A 17,678-nucleotide genomic window follows, 5' to 3' on the forward strand; every position below is an offset into this window, starting at 1 on the left:
ACGCATGACCCGACATTACGATTATCTAGCCATTGGCGCAGGAAGTGGTGGTATTGCCTCAGCCAACCGCGCAGCGATTCGCGGTGCAAAGGCTGCCGTTATCGAAGCGAAAGCCGTTGGTGGAACCTGCGTGAATGTTGGTTGCGTGCCGAAAAAAGTCATGTGGTACGGTGCCCATATTGCTGAAGCACTGAAGTACAGCGAAGCCTATGGTTTCGATATTCAGCAAAACGGCTTCGATTGGAAAACCTTAGTACGTAACCGCGAAGCCTACATTGAACGCATCCATGGTGGCTACAAACGCGGTTTTGAGAGCAACGGCGTGGAATACATCGAAGGCTTCGCGCGCTTCGTTGACAAAAATACCGTCGAAGTGAACGGCGAACAGATCACTGCTAAACACATCACCATTGCCGTTGGCGGCCGGGCCATCGTGCCTTCTTGTGAAGGCGCCGAGTACGGTATCGATTCCGACGGTTTCTTTGCCCTGGAAGAGCGTCCGAATAAAGCTGTGGTTGTCGGTGCCGGTTATATCGCCGTAGAAATTGCTGGTGTTTTGCATGCTTTAGGTAGTGATAGTCATCTGTTGGTCCGGCGCGACCGTCCGTTGCGTTATTTTGATGAAGATATTACTGAGGCTTTGCTCGAACGTCTTGAGCTTGATGGCCCCAGCCTGCATACCAACACTGTCGTAGCCAAAGTGGTCAAGACCGACAAGGGTTTGTTGAACGTCCATACCGAGTCCGGTGACGTTATCGAAGATGTGGATTGTCTGGTCTGGGCAATCGGCCGTGAGCCAGCTACTGACAAGATTAATCTGGAGGCTGCAGGTGTTGAGGTGGATCCGGTCGGGTTTGTGCGCACCGACAAATACCAGAACACCAATGTTGAGGGTATATATGCGGTGGGCGACATCACCGGTGAAGCACAACTTACGCCGGTAGCAATTAAAGCCGGGCGTCTGCTTGCTGAGCGTCTGTTCAATCCTGAGCTTGCCGATGCTCATATGGATTACACCCAGATCCCAACAATTGTGTTCAGCCACCCGCCGATCGGCACCGTGGGCCTGACCGAAGTCGAAGCCGTAGCCAAATATGGTGAAGGCAACGTTAAGGTCTATCGCTCCAAGTTCGCCGCCATGTACAACGCCGTGACCCCACACCGGGCGCTGAGCACCTTCAAGCTAGTGTGCACCGGTGAGGAAGAAAAGGTGGTCGGCATTCATGGTATCGGTGAGGGCATGGACGAAATTTTGCAGGGTTTTGCCGTGGCACTGAAAATGGGTGCAACCAAGGCAGATTTCGATGCCACCGTGGCCTTACACCCAACCAGTGCAGAGGAATTTGTTACCCTGCGTTAATGACACAGCCAGAATAAGCAACGAGTTCAGGGGCGCCGCAGATGAAAACAATCGGAGTTATTGGAGGCATGAGCTGGGAGTCGACTGCGGTCTACTACCGTCTGCTTAACCAATACACCCGCAACAGCTGTGGCGGCCACCACTCGGCTAAACTCGTGCTGTTCAGCGTCGATTTCGCCGAAATTGAAGCACTGCAACGGGCGGGGGACTGGACGCAAACAGTCATTATTCTACGCCAGGCGGCGCAAGCTCTGGAAGCCGCGGGTGCTGACATGGTCCTGATCGCAACCAATACCATGCATAAAGTAGCTGATGAAGTTCAGGCAGGCATCGGTGTTCCACTTTTGCACATTATCGACGCTCTGGCCGAGGCAATTCGAAGCAACAATCATGGGACAGTCGGACTGTTAGGCACGCGCTTTACCATGGAGCAGGACTTTTATCGGCAGCGTCTGGAACAGCACGGTATCACTGTGTTGACGCCCCCCTCCGCCGCACGGCAGTTTATTCACGCGTGTATCTTTGACGAACTCTGTCAGGGCAAGTTTAACGTCGCCGCCAAACAGCGTTTTCTCGCCGTCTGCGAAGAACTGGCCGAACGCGGTGCCGAGGGAGTGATTCTGGGCTGTACCGAAATCGGTCTGCTGCTGAATCAAAACGATACCTTGATCAAACTTTACGACACCACCGAGATCCATGCCGCGGCCGCCATCAAGGCTGCGCTGCAGGATACGCGGTAAACTCGGCTAGGACCGGCGGCGCGGCTTACGCTCAGCGGCTGCGGCATCGACCGTCATCGAGACAATCCGCGACAGATGACTGTACGGCAATCCGGTTTCTTCATGCCATTGATTAAAAGCTTGTTGTGCCTGCCGCATACCGCGCTTGCTGGTTGGCGAGGCGTCCATCAGATTATGGTTTTTTAATGCCGTCACCACATCCGCCGATAGCACAAAGCCATCCCAGCCAACGCGCCTTAGAAAGTGTTGTGCAGTTGCGCCAGCAAGGCGCGCGCCGTTGACCTTGAAGTAGTCAAGTAAGCCAGCCTGATCGGATGAAGGCCAGTGGGCAAGAAAATTGCCGAAGCTGCCATGCTCTTCTGCCACCTCTACAATCATGCGCGCGTTCACCGGCACCGTTTCAATTTTCTGCCAGTTACGTACGATGCGTGGATCATCGGCAAGCTGCTCCAGACGCTCTGGCGGCACCTGTTGCCAGTAAAGCGGCACAAAGCCGCTAAATGCTGTCTGGAAATCCGCCCACTTGTTATCAATAATTCGCCACACAAAGCCTGCCCGAAAAATCCCCCGGGTCATCTCCGCCAGGTAGAAAGCATCATCGTATTCGGTGAGGCGCTGTTTGGGATGCACCTGTGGCAGTCGTTGCTCTAGCTCAGTCGCGCCCTTGCGCGCTCGTGCACGCTCTTGAAAGTAATCAAATTTCATCGGATTTGCTCAGTCAATTGTCGTATACTCACTAGCTTAGCTAACCATCTCTGTGCTAGTTTCACAATAGCGCTTTTATTTCTCATTCATACTGCAGGCCGCAATGTTTTTACTGATTGTTTTCGCCTTTGTCGCTGTCGGAATTTCATTTCTGTGCTCGATACTGGAGGCAGCGTTACTCTCGATCACACCAAGTTACATCGCTCAGCTGCGGACCGACCGCCCGCGGCTGCATGATCAGTTGCAACAACTGAAGTCGACAATTGATCGCCCGCTGGCGGCAATTTTAACATTAAACACTATTGCTCACACCGTCGGTGCCGCCGGTGTTGGTGCGCAAGTCGGCGTGGTATTTGGCGACGGCTATCTTGCCATCGCCTCGGCGGTAATGACTCTGGTCATCCTGGTGCTTTCTGAGATCATCCCGAAGACCATCGGCGCTAAGTTCTGGCGCGGCCTGGCCCCTGCGTTACCGCCCATGCTCAACACCATGATTATCGCGCTCAAGCCTTTTATCTGGGCGTCGGATCAGATCACTAAGCGTATCGGCGGTAATGCCCACGACATCGATATCCGCGCTGAAATAAAAGCATTGGCGATTGTCGGCCACGAGCAAAAAGCAATTGATGCCGATGAAAAACGCGTCATCAGTAATATCCTCGATCTGCATGCGATAAAGGTCAGCAAGGCAATGACCCCACGCATGGTTTGCGAAGCCGTCCGTCCCGACAGCACCGTCGGCGAGTTTCTCGAGCAAGTGAAAGCCATGCCTTACTCGCGGTTCCCGGTGATTGATGATGACGAAATACCGCACGGTATTATTTTGCGTAATGAAGCTTTGCAATCGCACCGGGACGAGAAAGTCAGCAGTCTGGCGCGTGAGGTCGAAGTACTGAGCCCCAGCATTGATTTAGAAACTGCGCTGACACGGTTTTTAGAGGCCAGGAAGCATATGGCGGTGGTGTTTGATGAGCATGGTACCTGGCTCGGTCTCATCACTTTAGAGGACATTATTGAAACCATCCTGGGGCAGCCCATTATGGATGAAACCGATACCATTCCAAGCCTGCGGCGCTATGCCAAGCAGCGCTGGGGGAAACGGGTAAAGCCTGAGTAGTTATGACAGAGAAACGATGCCCCATTCACTTTTAACTTATACGGATCAGTCTGCCCATCACCAGTCACAGTTATTGCGCGCTGTGCTGAAGATTATCGCGCTGTTCTCGGTCATTATCGGTAGCATTAACGTCTTCGTTTTTGCCAGCTACGATACCGCCCTGTTTAATTATGTGAGCTTTGCGGTCGCATCCGGATTACTGCTCTATTTTCGTAATCATCGGCAGCTAATACTCACCTCGTGGTTAGCCTGCGCCGCAGTCATTTTTAATGTGATGGTGTTCATTCATCTGGCAAATGGCCAGAACTACGCCATCCTCTGGGTCATGATCATCCCCCCCATTGTCTTTTTCCTGCTCGGCCGGAAGCTAGGCGCCTGGATTACCGGCCTGCTATTCCTTTATGTCATCGCCTTTATGGCGATCCAAATTCAGCAGCCCATGCCCCGCGCACTCGGTCTGGGCGCCCTGCTTAATATTATTGAGGTCTGTGTCGCGCTCTGGTTCTTGTTCCGGTTTTATGAAGGCTCGCGTGAGTCTGCCTATCGTGAATTAGAAATTCAGTCGGTGACCGATAAATTGACCGGCCTGTACAACCGCATCAAGTTAGACTCAGTGGTGGCAATGCAACACCGTCAGCTGGGAACCGGGCAAGTTTCGCATTCAACCGTGGTCATCGCCGATATCGATAACTTTAAAGCGATCAATGACAGTCTCGGCCACATTAAAGGCGATGAAGTTCTGCGCCATGCTGCGCAATTGTTGCGCGACTTTACCCGTAATGATGGCCTCGTCGGCCGCTGGGGGGGCGAAGAGTTCATGCTGATACTGCCAGGCTATACTCTGGAGCAAGCGAAGCTCTACAGTGAGCGGTTACGCCAGTATATTGCCGATAATGAGACCGCTTTTGGGCAAACCCTGACCATGAGCTTTGGCGTTGCCGCGCTGCATCCCGATAAGTCATTCGAGCACACCTTTATTGAGGCTGATCGTGCGCTCTACCGTGCCAAAGAAGAGGGCCGCAATTGTGTCCGTGTGAGTCACGATTAGATTTTGTTACAAAGCTATTGCCTTTCTTAGCAAGGAATACTGCCAAACGAGCCTCAGCCGTTCTACACTGGTGTGATTAGTTTTCTAAACTCGCCATTCTTAAGAGAGAACATTTTATGAAGCGTATCGTTCTGACCAGTGCCATCAGCCTGGCACTGCTTGCCGGTTGTGGTAGCCAGACCAACACCACGGCAGAAACCACAACCGCCGTGCATCAGCAAACAGCAGCCGAGGTCATCAAATCTCCTAATGATGACCGTGCTTATAAAACCATTGTCCTGCCCAATCAGCTTGAGGTGATGTTGATATCCGACCCAGGTACGGAAAAATCAGCCGCCGCGCTTAGTGTTGGTGTGGGGTTGTTGCACGACCCGATGACCCAGCAGGGTATGGCTCACTACCTGGAGCATATGCTGTTTCTGGGCACAGAGCGTTACCCTGACACCAAAGGTTACTCCTCCTTTATGACCGCCAATGGCGGTAGCCGCAACGCGTCCACCTGGCTCGATATCACCAACTACATGTTTAGCATTAATAATGATGCAGTGGATGAAGCCTTGGACCGGTTCTCAGATTTCTTTAAAGCGCCGATGCTTTATCCTGAATATACCGATAAAGAAAAGAACGCGGTCAACGCTGAGTGGTCCATGCGCCGCGAGATGGACTTTTTCGGTCAGTTCAAACTGGCGCGTAATCTGCTTGGCGATCACCCTGCAAACCGTTTTTTAATTGGTAATCTGGAGTCTTTAGGTGATAAAGAAGGAAGCAACCTGCATGCAGAAACCGTTGCTTTCTACGAGCAGTATTACTCCGCCAACATTATGAAAGTTGCCCTGCTGGGCAATAAATCTCTGGCTGAGCTTGAAAAGATGGCGGTGCAGCACTTTACTTCGATAGAGAATGATGCCATTCCAGAGCCAGAAGTCACCGCTAAAATTGATTTTTCAGAAGTCGGCGGTAAACGCATTCACTACGTGCCTAATCAGGACGTAAAACAATTACGTCTCGAGTTCATTATTGACGATAACAGTGACCAGTTTGCCGTTAAACCTAACCGCTTTATTACCTACCTGCTGGGTTCGGAAATGCCCGGTGCCCCTGCTTATGAGCTGAAAAAGCTTGGTCTTATTTCGAGTCTGAATGCGTCTGCCAGCCCCACCTACTATGGTAATTACGGTGTGCTGCAAATTGACGTCAACCTGACCGATACAGGTATGCAAAAACGCGACGAAATCACTGCTGTGTTAATGAATTACATCGACCTTATTAAGCGCGATGGTGTCGACAAAAAATACTACAGTGAGATCAAAACCAGTCTTGCCAATCAATTCCGTTTTCTGGAAAAGACTGACGAATTCGGTTACGTCTCTAACCTTGCTGCGGCCATGCAAGAAGTGCCCGCGGAAATGGCGATCGCAGCCCCCTTCCATTATGAACGCTTCGATGCAGAAGCGATTCGTGACGTGCTAGCGCAGCTGACCCCCGAGCGCCTGCGGGTATGGTATGTGAGCAAGCAGGAGCCTCATGATAGTGAGCTGTATTATTACGACGGGAAATACCAGGTCGTAACCATTTCAGCAGACGAGAAAATGCGCTGGCAGGCGGAGCCGATGGTCGATCTTGAACTGCCTGCGGTCAATCGCATGTTGCCCGAAAACTTTGCCGTTGTCGCCGAGCAAAAACGCGAGAAACCCGAAGTTGTCATCGACAACGAAAAGGTAACCGTCTGGCATTACCCGAGCCAGGATTTCGCGGACCAGCCGCGCGGCTTACTCGAAATTAATATGAACAGTGCAGCACCTTTGCAATCCGCAAAAGCTGATGTGCTGTTGTCGCTGTGGAGCAGTCTGTATGCACTGGAACAAAGTGCCCTAGCAACCGAAGCTGGCATTGCCGGAATGCAGCTTCGCCTGTCCGCAGGTACCGGCTTGACCATGCGCATCGGTGGTTTTACCGATAAACAGCCCCTGCTGCTGGAGCGCGCGCTGAGCGGACTCATCGTTGATGTTGAGCCACAGAGCTTTGCTCAGGCTGTCGACCGCTATGTTCGGGGACTGAACAACCAGGGTCAACAATTCCCGTTTTATCAGGCCTTCGGTGCCTACAATAAATTGATTCGTGAAGGTAATTACAACACCAGTACCTTGATCGAAACAGCGAAGTCGTTGACCGCCACCGATCTGCAAGTCTTCATGAACGAGTTTCTCACTCAGCATGAGTTACGCGTCTTCGCCTTTGGTAATTACGATACCGCGGCGCTCGACACTGTCGTCGCCACGCTGGATTCTGCGTTGCCGGCAGCAAGCGCTGACACGTCTTACACTATGGCAGCTTTCTGGCAACCTGAAGCTGAGAAGCATCTGGTATGGCAGGAAGATATCGCTGTCGCTGACGTGGGCCTAATTGATGTGCATGTGAATTTGACACCAGGCTATGCGACCTATGCTGCAGCGTCGGTACTCAAAGATCATTTCAGCAATATTGCCTTTGACCGGTTACGCACAGAAGAGCAGCTGGCTTATGCTGTGGGCGGTACTGCAGTGCGCATTGACGATTACACCGGCTTTGCGATGTACATTCAAACGCCTGTTAAAGACGTCGCAGCAATGCAGGAACGCTTCGATGCCTTTAAAACAGAGTATGCGGCTGAGCTGGAGAAAATGACTCAGGCGGAGTTTGAGCAATTGAAAAGCAGTCTTCTGCTCAGCCTGAATGAGCCACCGAAAAACCTGCAGGAAGAACTGGGGCCACTCTTATCGGACTGGTACCGCGAAGATTACAGTTTTGACAGCAAGCAGCAATTGATTGATGCTGTTGAAGAAGTGACGCTGGCAGATATCAAAGCTTTCTACCAGGACACCATGCAGAACGAAGCAGCGGCGCGCGTCAGCGTGCAAATGCGAGGCACTAAGTTTGCCGACCAGCCTTTCGCTGACTTTGACACGCAAACTCTGGTGAAAGAGCTCTCTGACTTTCATGCGCAAATGAAAAAGCAGTAGCCCGATAAACCGACTACTGCTTGTTTAATACAAGCGCGAGGGGTGGCAAATGCCAGCCTTCGCGCTTTTTTTTTTGCGTGCTTAGTCGATATGTTTACGACTCTTGCCATCTTTAACTTCGACGGGTTGACGCATCGGTTTCGGCTCCGGGCGCGGCTTCGGCTCAAAGCGTGGCTGCTGACGAACGACCGGCTGACTTGGCTTCGGCTCAAAGCGTGGCTGCTGGCGAACGACCGGCTGACTTGGCTTCGGCTCAAAGCGCGGCTGCTGACGTACGACCGGCTGGCTTGGCTTCGGCTCAAAGCGCGGCTGCTGCCTGACCACAGGTTGGTTGGCCTTACGCTCAAAGATCGGCTGCTGACGCATAACAGGCTCGCTTGGCTTTTGCTCCACGCGTCCTGGTTGCTTGGCAATCGGGCCACGCTCTTCAATTCGACGCATCCTTGGCTGAGCTTCAGCTTCGAGCAGACGACGGCGTACCTCCACTTGCGGCGGACGCTTATCTTTTACTGGCGTGCCAACAACCCTGCCAGGCTCTTCTTTATGATGTCGTAGTGGCGGGTTTTCGACCAGCTCGGCGTGGCGATATTCAACATTGCGGCGATGGCGCGGATCATGACGCCAGCGATCACCGTCACCTGGTCTTGGCCGGTAACGATCATCTCGGCGATGATTGCGCTCGCGCTCATGGTAATGGTGGTGATGCACCACTACGTAGCGACTTGGCCAGTAGAAATCACTAAAGAAATACCAGTGCGGTACATGGTACGAGAGCGACCAGTGAACACCGCTGCCCACGCGAAATGTAACGCCCGGGCGACCCCAGTACACCGGCGGAGTTCTATGCCACCAGGGACCGTAAACGTAACGGGTATCGTAAACCGGCACATAAATATACTCACGGCGCACGGTTTCGATGCGAATGGTGCGCGCTTCTCGTGCCACCGAGACATGTTCGTCGCTACGAAGGTTGCCGGCGATATAGGCGCGATCACGCAGCACCTGAATGCTGGCCAGAACTTCTTCTTGCTGCGCAATAAAAGCTTCGCCCAGCGCCTGGGTCCACTCCAAATTTTCACTCATCTGTTTGAGCACATCCGGGGTTGCAACCAGCGCCTTGACGCTGGGGTCCCAGTTTTCTTCATCTGCGCGGGCGAGCGCTTGCTCGGGTGCCAGATGATCATGGCGGCTAACCCAGCGCTCGGCCTGGACCACTTCCAGTGGGTAGGTCGCAGCAATTAGGATATGCGACAGTAAGCTGTCCGGGTATAGGGCGACAGGCGCCAGCATGCGGTCAAGATCCGCTTGCGTATAGACGCCATTGGTCGTGCTTACCGAATAGCTTTGTGATTCAGCATGCGCAGTGGAAATTGCTGTACAGCCAACCGAGGTTGCCAGTGCTATAGAAAGCACACTGAATTTTAATAAAGGCAATTTCGCCGGATTGAATTTAAACATCGTAACACCTCCGTTTGGCAGACAGGTTTTAGACTGTCAGTAAGAGTATAGACGAGTCGTGGCGTGAATAAGTGACAGGAGCAATGTAAAGAATGTACAAAGAAAAACACCGCTCGAGTGAGCGGTGTTTCTTAAGAGTGGCAACTAATTACTTAATACCGAGCTCTTTCAGCAGGTTATCGGCACCGTCTACGACTTCCATCTGCCATAACATGAAGCGACTGTCGACCTGGATCGAACGGGTATTATCAATATTGAAATCCCAGTCAGAGATAATGGAATCCAGCGTCCCGTCAAAAGCCAAACCGACAAGTTCTGCTTTACCGTTGAGCACAGCAGAACCTGAGTTGCCTCCGGTAATATCAAGAGTAGCCAGGTAGTTCACCGGTACCGAGTCCAGACTTTCAACATGGTAGTCGGCGTAGTTTTCATTCTTGATCGCATCCAACTGAGCTTGTGGGGCGTTAAACTCACCTTCACCTGTCGCTTTTTGCTGGATACCGCGCAACGTCGTAAAGGCCGTCCAGGCAGTACCATCATAAGTACCGTGATCACGGCCGGTGACTGTGCCATAAGTGACCCGAAGCGTACTATTAGCATCAGGGTAGACAGCTTCACCTTGTTGACGCATGAACGCAATCTTGGCCCGCATGTAGTTCGCGTAAGCAGCCTGGATCTGACCTGCTAACTCTTCCGCTTTATCCTGCTCGGCTTGCTGCTGTGGATACAATGCCACAGCCGCCTGCACGAAAACGTCATTACTATCGGCAAACTGGCTCGGCGTTGCTTCCAGCAGCGCGTTACGAACATCGAGCTCGCTCAGATCTGTCTCTGCATACCAGCGCGCAATCAGATCTCGCAGCTCTGCGTCAGACATTTCCGCTTGCAATCCCAGCGCATTATCGAAGATCGCATCACGTTGCTCGGCCGGCGTCTGCAAATAATTTTTCAGGTTGTAAAAATCGAGCGCCATTTCCACACTCGCGTCATAACTCCGGTCAAAGCCAGCCACATAAGCTTCAAAGCGCGGCAAGTCACGTTCCTGATAGCCCGCCTCACGCTCGGCATCAGGTTTCACTTGTTCCTGGCTTAATTTATAGAGTACTGAGGCCATTCCCAATAAGCGCGGTGTCGCCAATGAACGGTAATAGTCGTCACGTTCACCTGCATGGCGTTCGGCAAGCAGCTGCTCAATCGCTTGCAGATCCTCTGCATAGGCAGCACCGTTTTCAGCGCTGCTGCTGACCCACTCTTTTAAGGCTTGATGTTCGGCTTGTTTACGCTGTAAAAGGTCAGAGTTGGCAAAACTGTCGAGCATGCCCTGACGATTTTTCAGGTAATTATTTAATCCCGCAACGCGGCTTGCATATTTAAGCTCAGCGTCTTTATTGTCTTCGGTCTGTGCCGCAATGATGTCCAGGTTATCGCGGAAACGTTCCACGGTATTGGGATAACTCCAGGTAAAGGTATTTTCGACTTCACTTGGCAGGCGGTGACGGTTGGTTCGGCCCGGATACCCTAGGGCCATGACGAAGTCACCTTCATCCAATGCTTCGCTGGCAATAGTAAGGTGATGTTCCGGCTGATAAGGCACGTTCTCTTCAGCAAATTCAGCAGACTCTCCTGCCGGGCTTACATAAGCCCGATAGAACGAGTAGTCACCGGTGTGACGCGGCCACATCCAGTTGTCAGTATCGCCGCCGAACTTACCTACACCTTCAGCTGGTGCGTGAACCAGACGCACGTCTTTGATTTCTAACTGCTTGATCAGATAGTACTCAAGACCACCATAGAATGACGACACCGAGCAACGGTGCCCTGCGTCTTCTTCGCATTGCGCCACAATACGCTTGTAGTTCTCTTCAATGGCGTCGACGCGGTCTTTGCCAGTCAGCTTTGCAGTTTCAGCATCGATGACCTGAGTGGTGACATTCTCCACAGCTTTGGTGACGTAAATACGTGAGCCGGGTGCCGCTGCCACTTCCTCATCCATAGTCGCGGCCAAAAAGCCGTTCGCTAATAAATCATTCTCGGGCGTGGAGTTGTACGCAATGCTGTTGTAAACACAGTGGTGATTAGTAACAACCAGACCTTGCGGTGAGACAAAGGAGGCGGAACACCCGCCTAAGCTGACGACGGCTCCCATAGGGAACTCGGTTAATTGGGTCAGCTCATTTGGATCCAGTTCAAGACCCGCTGCTTTCAGTTTATCCGCGATTTCTGGCAGCTGCTGCGGCATCCACATGCCTTCATCAGCAACGGCCACTGAGCTCACCAGAGCCAATGCAATAAGTGACTTTTTCATTCTTTTTCTCGTTTTTTTAGATAAATACCAGAAGGTTATTTGCTGCAGTCATCATTGCCGTTACCGGTCTGAAAGTCAATCTTTGCCTGTGCTGAAGCGCGATCAGGGTGGTTAAACCACACCCTGATCAATCATCGCATCCGCCACTCGGCGGAAGCCGGCGATATTTGCACCAAGCACCAGATTATCCGGGTCGTCAAACTCTTCGGCGGTGCGTTTCGCATCCCGGTAAATACGCTCCATGATGCATTTCAGTTGCTCATCTACTTCTTCTCGCGTCCAGCGCGTAAGACTGGCGTTTTGCGCCATTTCCAGCTGACTGGTGGCAACACCGCCAGCGTTGGCTGCTTTACCTGGTCCGTAAAGTACGTGTTGCTCCTGAAACAAGTCAACGGCGGCTTGCGTGCAGGGCATATTGGCGCCTTCAACCACCGCCTGGATGCCGTGCTCCACCAGGCATTGTGCATCGCTTTCGTTTATTTCATTTTGGGTTGCGCAAGGAAACGCCAGGTCCGCCTGATAGGTCCAGATTTGCTCACCATGCTCAGGATAATCACTGCGTGGGGTGTAATAGGCTTCGTTATGGGTATCGCAATATTCGCTTAGGCGCGAATTCCTTACTTCTTTGATTTCTTTAACTAAATCTAAATCAATACCGCTTTGATGGTAAATTGTACCACTGGAGTCTGAACAGGCTACCGGTTTAGCGCCCAGCTCATAAAGCTTCTCCATGGTATAAATAGCAACGTTCCCTGAGCCCGAGACCAAGCAGGTTTTACCCGTTAGTTGCTCCTCGCGACTCTCTAATAATGACTTTGCAAAATACACACAGCCAAATCCGGTTGCCTCTTTGCGCAGCGCAGAGCCGCCCCATAAGGTACTTTTGCCAGTTAATACGCCCTCAAAGCGATTCACCAGTCGCTTGTACTGACCAAACATATAGCCAATTTCTCGTGTCCCCACACCGATATCACCGGCGGGAACGTCCGTATGCGGACCAATATGCCGATACAGCTCGGTCATAAAAGACTGGCAAAAGCGCATGATTTCCGCATCGGATTTGCCTTTAGGGTCAAAGTTAGCACCGCCTTTACCACCACCAATAGGCAAACCGGTCAGGGCGTTTTTGAAAATTTGTTCGAAGCCCAGAAACTTGACAATGCTGGCATTCACGCTGGGATGGAAGCGCAAGCCACCTTTGTAGGGCCCCAACGCAGAATTGAACTCAACCCGATAGCCCTTGTTGACCTGAATTTTGCCGTCGTCGTCAACCCAGGGAACGCGGAACATGATCTGACGTTCAGGTTCAAGTAAACGCTCGATGATCGAGTGTTGGCGATACCTTGGGTTTTGTTCCAGTAGCGGCGCCAATGATTCTAGGATCTCTTCAACGGCCTGATAAAATTCAGTCTGTGCCGGACTTGATTGTTTCAGTTGTTCAATACTGTCGTGTATATAGGTCATTCGCCCTCCTTTTGGTCTTGCATACGCGGAGCAGGGGATTTTTGACCACCTTGCAGAAGCATTAATTGGCTGGCGGGTCCCTGTTCTGGCAATTCAAACTCCATGACGATACCAAACTCATCATTAAATAGCACAGAGGGGCTTTCCGCCTGCACCACAAATGCCGACTGTCCGGTGGCTTGGGCAACCATTCCTGCCTCAGTATGCCGAATACTGATGACAAAGCCTGGCATCAGCTCATAGTTACCAACAAGACGCTGCGCCTGACTATCACTCAGGTTAATGACGCTGCGCTGCGGTGCCTTATCGCTGATTTTCTCCGCATACTCAGGTTCAGTGGTTGCGATTTGATAAAAATTCAAGCCCGTGACCTGGCCGGCTTCGTTGCGCAACGCTTCGAAATAAACCAGTGAGTCCTCCAGCACGAATTGATCATTCCCTACAGCTGCGACCGCCAATTTCCGGCCGCCATCACGCTGACTGTAAAGTACGCCGTCGTTTAAGCTTAAGCTGCGCTGCTCATCGTCGCTAATCTGATAGGTTCCGACCAGCGCTTGCAGCTCACTTGCTGGCAGTTCGATGGTCGCCTTTTCGATAGGAAAAGGTTTGCCAATCACCTGACTTGCCAGACGCAAAGCAACTTCCCCCACGGCAGGCGTGTGACCAGCATAGTTACTTAATACCACAACCGAAACCTCCTGCTCCGGCAACCACAGAGCATAGGTATTGAAACCATGGATGCCACCGGAATGACTGATCATTTGTTCGCCACGTAAGGAAGTGACCGAGAGACCATAAGCGTAGTTTTGCAGGCCTTGTGAAGTGTCGATCATGCGGCTGTAGAGCGCGTCGCTAAGTACCTTACCGCCATGCAGTGCGCGTTGCCATTTATCGACGTCAGCAGCAGTTGCCGACAAAGCCCCCGCGGCATGCGGCTGCGTCATACTGATAAAGGGAGCGTTAACCAGCTGCTCTTGCTGCATGTAACCCTCAACCCGGCCGGGCGTAATTTCAGCGGCACTGTAGTACCCTGTTGTGCCTAAGCCTAAGGGTTCAAAAAGCAGTTCCTGCATAGCTTCATGCCAGCTATTGCCGGTCACTTCTTCAATGACCGCCCCCAACACGACATAGGCAGAATTGTTATAACGCCACTGGCTTCCGGGAGTGAACTCCAAAGGCAAATCGCTGGTTAGGGCAATAATTTCTGCGGTGGATAAGTCTGCGCGCATGTCATCGCCGGTCACATAGCCCGGCACATCGGTATAGCTCGGTAAACCCGAGGTATGATTCAGCAACTGGTGGATAGTAATTTCGGGGACGTGGAAGTTCGGTAAGACATCGCCCACAGGAGCATCCAAAGCGAGCTTGCCCTGTTCAACTAACTTGAGAATGGTTGCTGCCGTATACTGCTTGGTAACTGATGCCAGCCGCAAAATATGGTGTGGCTGCAGCGCTACATCCAGTTCCATATCTGCCATACCGCGAGCGGTTTCAACAATGAGGTCACCCTTTTGTGAAATAACCACAGTCGCCCCGGGCAGCTCATCAGAATAGACTTCGGTCAGTACCTGCTCGACATGCTCAACCAGCGGGTCGACGGTCATTGCCGGTGCCGGAGTTTCTTGAGAATCCGATGCCGGCGAGCACGCGGTTAAACCCGCACAACAAAAAATGATGAAATAAGAAAGAGATGCGCGCATGATTTGCTCCTTTTTGTTTTCATCAATAGTAGACCAAAAAGGCAAATAATGAACGGCTGTGTGGATGGAGTTTTTGCGAGGTTTTCAGTTTCTCATAAAAAACGCCGGTCAAGAGACCGGCGTTTAAGCTTTTTGTCGGGTCGCGTGTTTATACGCGGCGACGTAGCAAACCAAGTAACAGCAGACTCAGCCCCATCCATACCGGGAATGAACCGCTGGTGGTCGCATGATCAATGTTGGGCATTTCTTCTACCGGTGGCGCAGAGTTGCCGTCATCAACGTCAGCATCACCGCCATCGTTATCACCAGAGTCATTCGCTTCAGTAGTCATGGCGACCACCACTGGATCGTGATCTGAACTACGGTAAGGGTCTTCATTGTAGTAGTTCGCCAGATTCACTTCGCTTTTGTCCTCGGTGTTGTAGCTAAAGACCTGTGGCTCATCTGCATTGATGTTCCAGTTGACAGTAGCTACCACTTTGTCATTCAGGCTGGTTGATGCGAAGGCATGATCAAGCGAACCAGACAGGCCATCGTAGACGTAGGTGTGATTTTCCGCACCCAACGCAGCGAATTGCAAATCAGTGTAGCCTGCATCAATGATTGCCTGTACCGGATCTTCCATGCCATAAGCATTGAAGTCACCGACCAGAATCACATCCTCTACATCGCGGCCGGTTGGATCGTTAGCTATCCACTCAAGCACTTTCTCCGCTGCTTGCACACGAGTTGCGTTCCAGCATCCCTGACCGTCACCGCTGTCCTTATCGCCTTCCGCTGCGCTGCTGTTGCAGCCACCTTTAGAACGGAAATGGTTCACTACCACGGTCACTTCATCTTCGTTGACCAGATCGTGGAAGGTTTGCGCAATCGGTGGGCGGTTACCAAAGTCAAAAGGCACTTCGGTGGTGAATACCGCGGTACCGGTTTCAGCTGCGCGGTCAGTACGGTAAATCAACGCATTAGTAATGGCGTCGCTACCAACGTACTCGGCATCGCCAAAGCTTACAAAAGCCCACTCAGCATCGCTTTGTGCGTTGACTTCCGCGACCAGTTGAGCAATCGCGCTGGTCTCAGCAAAGCCATCATTCTCAATTTCGTTAAGGCCAATGATGTCGGCGTTCATGGCCGTAATGGCAGCCACTAATTTCGCCAGTTGACGCTCATACTCAACCAAAGTGCCAGCACCCCGTTCGGTCGGGAAGCCGCCACCGGCGCCGTCACCGTTGAAGAAGTTTTGAACGTTGAACGAAGCAATGCGTAAATCGCCTTCGTCAGCGAGCTGCGGAGCTTCGGTGCGTGGATTCGCATCAATGTATTGCAGCGCTGAAGTCGGTAATAAACGGTACTCACTGAACGAGTAGTTAATCACGCCCACCGGATTGGTGATTTCTGTGCCTAAACGGAGAGTATTCACTGCACTTAAACCACCTGCAGGGAAAGGTACATCTTCCGCGTTAGTAACGCCGCGGGCGTCATCGATCAGAAAGGCATTTAAACGGAAGTTGATAGTGTTATCTTCCGCCGGCGCAGCGACCTGTGTTGGCGTATAGAGCCGATCACGGGCCACCCAGAAATCGCCGTACTCACCCAAAGTCTCCGTATCGGTAACGACAACCGGATGTTCAAGCTCTACCAGCATGCCTTCTATGGCTTCAAACGCATTCAGCGAGTCAACAGGAACGCTAAAGGCGGTAGGAGTGACACTTTCGCCCGATGCACAAACAGTGATAGCAGTGAGACCGCTGACTTGCGTGGAATCATAGAATTCACCGACCGTACCCGCGAGGCGAACCTTGTCGCCAGCAGCCACGGCAGTGTCCCGATGGTAAACGAACACACCTTCTGAGGTCGCTGGATCCGTATCCTGATCCGCATCTTCTTCCTGAATAAAGAAACCGTTTAGCGGCCGCTCGCCATCAAGATAAACGGCAGTTACTACAGCTTCGACCACTACCTCTGACTCAAATAGTGGGCTTGATAAGCCACTGCCCTGCACTTCTGAAACCAAGGTTGCAGCGTCGCCACAAGCGCCGAATTCAGGCGCCGGCTCAGGCTCAGGTTCCGGTTGCGCGCTACCGAAGCCTAGGTGCTGGCCCAGGTCGCTAATGTCATCGATTGCAAAACTGTTAAATTCATCGCCCGGCGCGTAAACATCGCTCGGATCTGTGTCACCAGAGGTGATGGAGTCTTTGCGGCGGATGGTCTGATTCTGCATCGAGACACCATCAGACTCCCAGACTTCATCAACACCAATTTGCCCCATTGAATCAACAACAGCATCTCCGCTGCGTAACACCAGCGCGTCGTTACCATTGTAATAAAGGTTCCCTGTCTTATCTGCGATGGCTTGAATTTCAGCGCTTGCTGAGGGGTGCGCAACAACATAAATACCATTCGGAGGCAGTGTGCCAACCAATGGCACGGTATTTCCAGCTTCAGTATTGCCGTTCGAATAGATCTCTAACACGTAGGTGCTGAGATCAATTTCTGTGGCACCGGCATTGAAAAATTCGATAGCTTTATTGTTACTGCTGCCTTCGATGTGCTCAGAAATAATAATATCTGCAGACGCCGCACTACTGACCAGTAGTGCAGAAACCGCAAGGGCTAAGTTATGGCGTTTCATAGTCCGTTCTCTTATTGTTGTGTGTTCCACTTGTTGTTTTCGCGGAACACTATAGCGTAAATCAATTAACAATTTAATTACTTTTTGTTACAGGTGAATGACAACTTCAGGCTGGAACTCAACCGTTTGGATCCGTATGCTGAAAGCACCCGT

General features: G+C 51.9%; 11 protein-coding genes. 5 read left to right on the top strand and 6 right to left on the bottom strand.

The features are described from left to right. Positions 1-4 precede the first annotated feature (4 nt). The gene (gorA, locus tag J6J28_RS08855; protein WP_301721177.1) at positions 5-1,360 is read left to right on the top strand and encodes a glutathione-disulfide reductase; all 1,356 of its coding nucleotides are present in this window, start codon (positions 5-7) and stop codon (positions 1,358-1,360) included. 41 nt (positions 1,361-1,401) lie between these two features. Continuing rightward, positions 1,402-2,100: an aspartate/glutamate racemase family protein gene (locus tag J6J28_RS08860; RefSeq protein ID WP_301721178.1), complete on the top strand. Its 699-nt coding sequence runs from the start codon at positions 1,402-1,404 to the stop codon at positions 2,098-2,100. Between the two features lie 6 nt (positions 2,101-2,106). Here the strand turns inward: J6J28_RS08860 and J6J28_RS08865 are convergent, their stop codons facing one another. Continuing rightward, a complete protein-coding gene (locus tag J6J28_RS08865; RefSeq protein ID WP_301721179.1) occupies positions 2,107-2,805 on the bottom strand; it encodes a DNA-3-methyladenine glycosylase I in 699 nt (232 codons plus the stop codon). A gap of 103 nt (positions 2,806-2,908) precedes the next feature. On the opposite strand from J6J28_RS08865, the gene J6J28_RS08870 reads away from it, so the two are divergent. From J6J28_RS08870 to J6J28_RS08880, 3 genes are all read left to right on the top strand, one after another. After that, positions 2,909-3,922: a CNNM domain-containing protein gene (locus J6J28_RS08870; protein ID WP_301721180.1), complete on the top strand. Its 1,014-nt coding sequence runs from the start codon at positions 2,909-2,911 to the stop codon at positions 3,920-3,922. Between the two features lie 16 nt (positions 3,923-3,938). Further along, the gene (locus tag J6J28_RS08875) at positions 3,939-4,970 is read left to right on the top strand and encodes a GGDEF domain-containing protein (protein WP_301721181.1); all 1,032 of its coding nucleotides are present in this window, start codon (positions 3,939-3,941) and stop codon (positions 4,968-4,970) included. Positions 4,971-5,086: 116 nt separating this feature from the next. Next, positions 5,087-7,969 carry an insulinase family protein gene (locus J6J28_RS08880; RefSeq protein ID WP_301721182.1) on the top strand — a complete coding sequence of 961 codons (2,883 nt, stop codon included), beginning with the start codon at positions 5,087-5,089 and terminating at the stop codon, positions 7,967-7,969. 81 nt (positions 7,970-8,050) lie between these two features. On the opposite strand, the gene J6J28_RS08885 is transcribed toward J6J28_RS08880, so the two are convergent. The 5 genes from J6J28_RS08885 to J6J28_RS08905 all read right to left on the bottom strand — a co-directional run bounded on the left by J6J28_RS08885 (position 8,051) and on the right by J6J28_RS08905 (position 17,525). Continuing rightward, the gene (locus J6J28_RS08885; RefSeq protein ID WP_301721183.1) at positions 8,051-9,427 is read right to left on the bottom strand and encodes a DUF3300 domain-containing protein; all 1,377 of its coding nucleotides are present in this window, start codon (positions 9,425-9,427) and stop codon (positions 8,051-8,053) included. A gap of 148 nt (positions 9,428-9,575) precedes the next feature. Continuing rightward, the gene (locus J6J28_RS08890) at positions 9,576-11,732 is read right to left on the bottom strand and encodes a S46 family peptidase (RefSeq protein ID WP_301721184.1); all 2,157 of its coding nucleotides are present in this window, start codon (positions 11,730-11,732) and stop codon (positions 9,576-9,578) included. A 111-nt stretch (positions 11,733-11,843) separates the two neighbouring features. After that, the gene (gdhA, locus tag J6J28_RS08895) at positions 11,844-13,196 is read right to left on the bottom strand and encodes an NADP-specific glutamate dehydrogenase (RefSeq protein WP_301721185.1); all 1,353 of its coding nucleotides are present in this window, start codon (positions 13,194-13,196) and stop codon (positions 11,844-11,846) included. Next, on the bottom strand, positions 13,193-14,896 hold the full coding sequence (locus J6J28_RS08900) for a serine hydrolase domain-containing protein (protein ID WP_301721186.1): 1,704 nt from the start codon (positions 14,894-14,896) through the stop codon (positions 13,193-13,195). The genes gdhA and J6J28_RS08900 overlap by 4 nt, the downstream gene beginning before the upstream one ends. A 148-nt stretch (positions 14,897-15,044) precedes the next feature. Further along, a complete protein-coding gene (locus tag J6J28_RS08905) occupies positions 15,045-17,525 on the bottom strand; it encodes an ExeM/NucH family extracellular endonuclease (protein ID WP_301721187.1) in 2,481 nt (826 codons plus the stop codon). Between the last annotated feature and the right edge of the window lie 153 nt (positions 17,526-17,678).

The organism is Pseudidiomarina terrestris (assembly GCF_030466375.1).
GTDB lineage: Bacteria > Pseudomonadota > Gammaproteobacteria > Enterobacterales > Alteromonadaceae > Pseudidiomarina > Pseudidiomarina terrestris.

Coding starts and splice junctions, on each gene's coding strand:
- J6J28_RS08885 (WP_301721183.1), bottom strand. CDS start 9,427: ATGTTTAAATTCAATCCGGCGAAATTGCCTTTATTAAAATTCAGTGTG.
- J6J28_RS08860 (WP_301721178.1), top strand. CDS start 1,402: ATGAAAACAATCGGAGTTATTGGAGGCATGAGCTGGGAGTCGACTGCG.
- gorA (WP_301721177.1), top strand. CDS start 5: ATGACCCGACATTACGATTATCTAGCCATTGGCGCAGGAAGTGGTGGT.
- gdhA (WP_301721185.1), bottom strand. CDS start 13,196: ATGACCTATATACACGACAGTATTGAACAACTGAAACAATCAAGTCCG.
- J6J28_RS08875 (WP_301721181.1), top strand. CDS start 3,939: ATGCCCCATTCACTTTTAACTTATACGGATCAGTCTGCCCATCACCAG.
- J6J28_RS08865 (WP_301721179.1), bottom strand. CDS start 2,805: ATGAAATTTGATTACTTTCAAGAGCGTGCACGAGCGCGCAAGGGCGCG.
- J6J28_RS08870 (WP_301721180.1), top strand. CDS start 2,909: ATGTTTTTACTGATTGTTTTCGCCTTTGTCGCTGTCGGAATTTCATTT.
- J6J28_RS08880 (WP_301721182.1), top strand. CDS start 5,087: ATGAAGCGTATCGTTCTGACCAGTGCCATCAGCCTGGCACTGCTTGCC.
- J6J28_RS08890 (WP_301721184.1), bottom strand. CDS start 11,732: ATGAAAAAGTCACTTATTGCATTGGCTCTGGTGAGCTCAGTGGCCGTT.
- J6J28_RS08905 (WP_301721187.1), bottom strand. CDS start 17,525: ATGAAACGCCATAACTTAGCCCTTGCGGTTTCTGCACTACTGGTCAGT.
- J6J28_RS08900 (WP_301721186.1), bottom strand. CDS start 14,896: ATGCGCGCATCTCTTTCTTATTTCATCATTTTTTGTTGTGCGGGTTTA.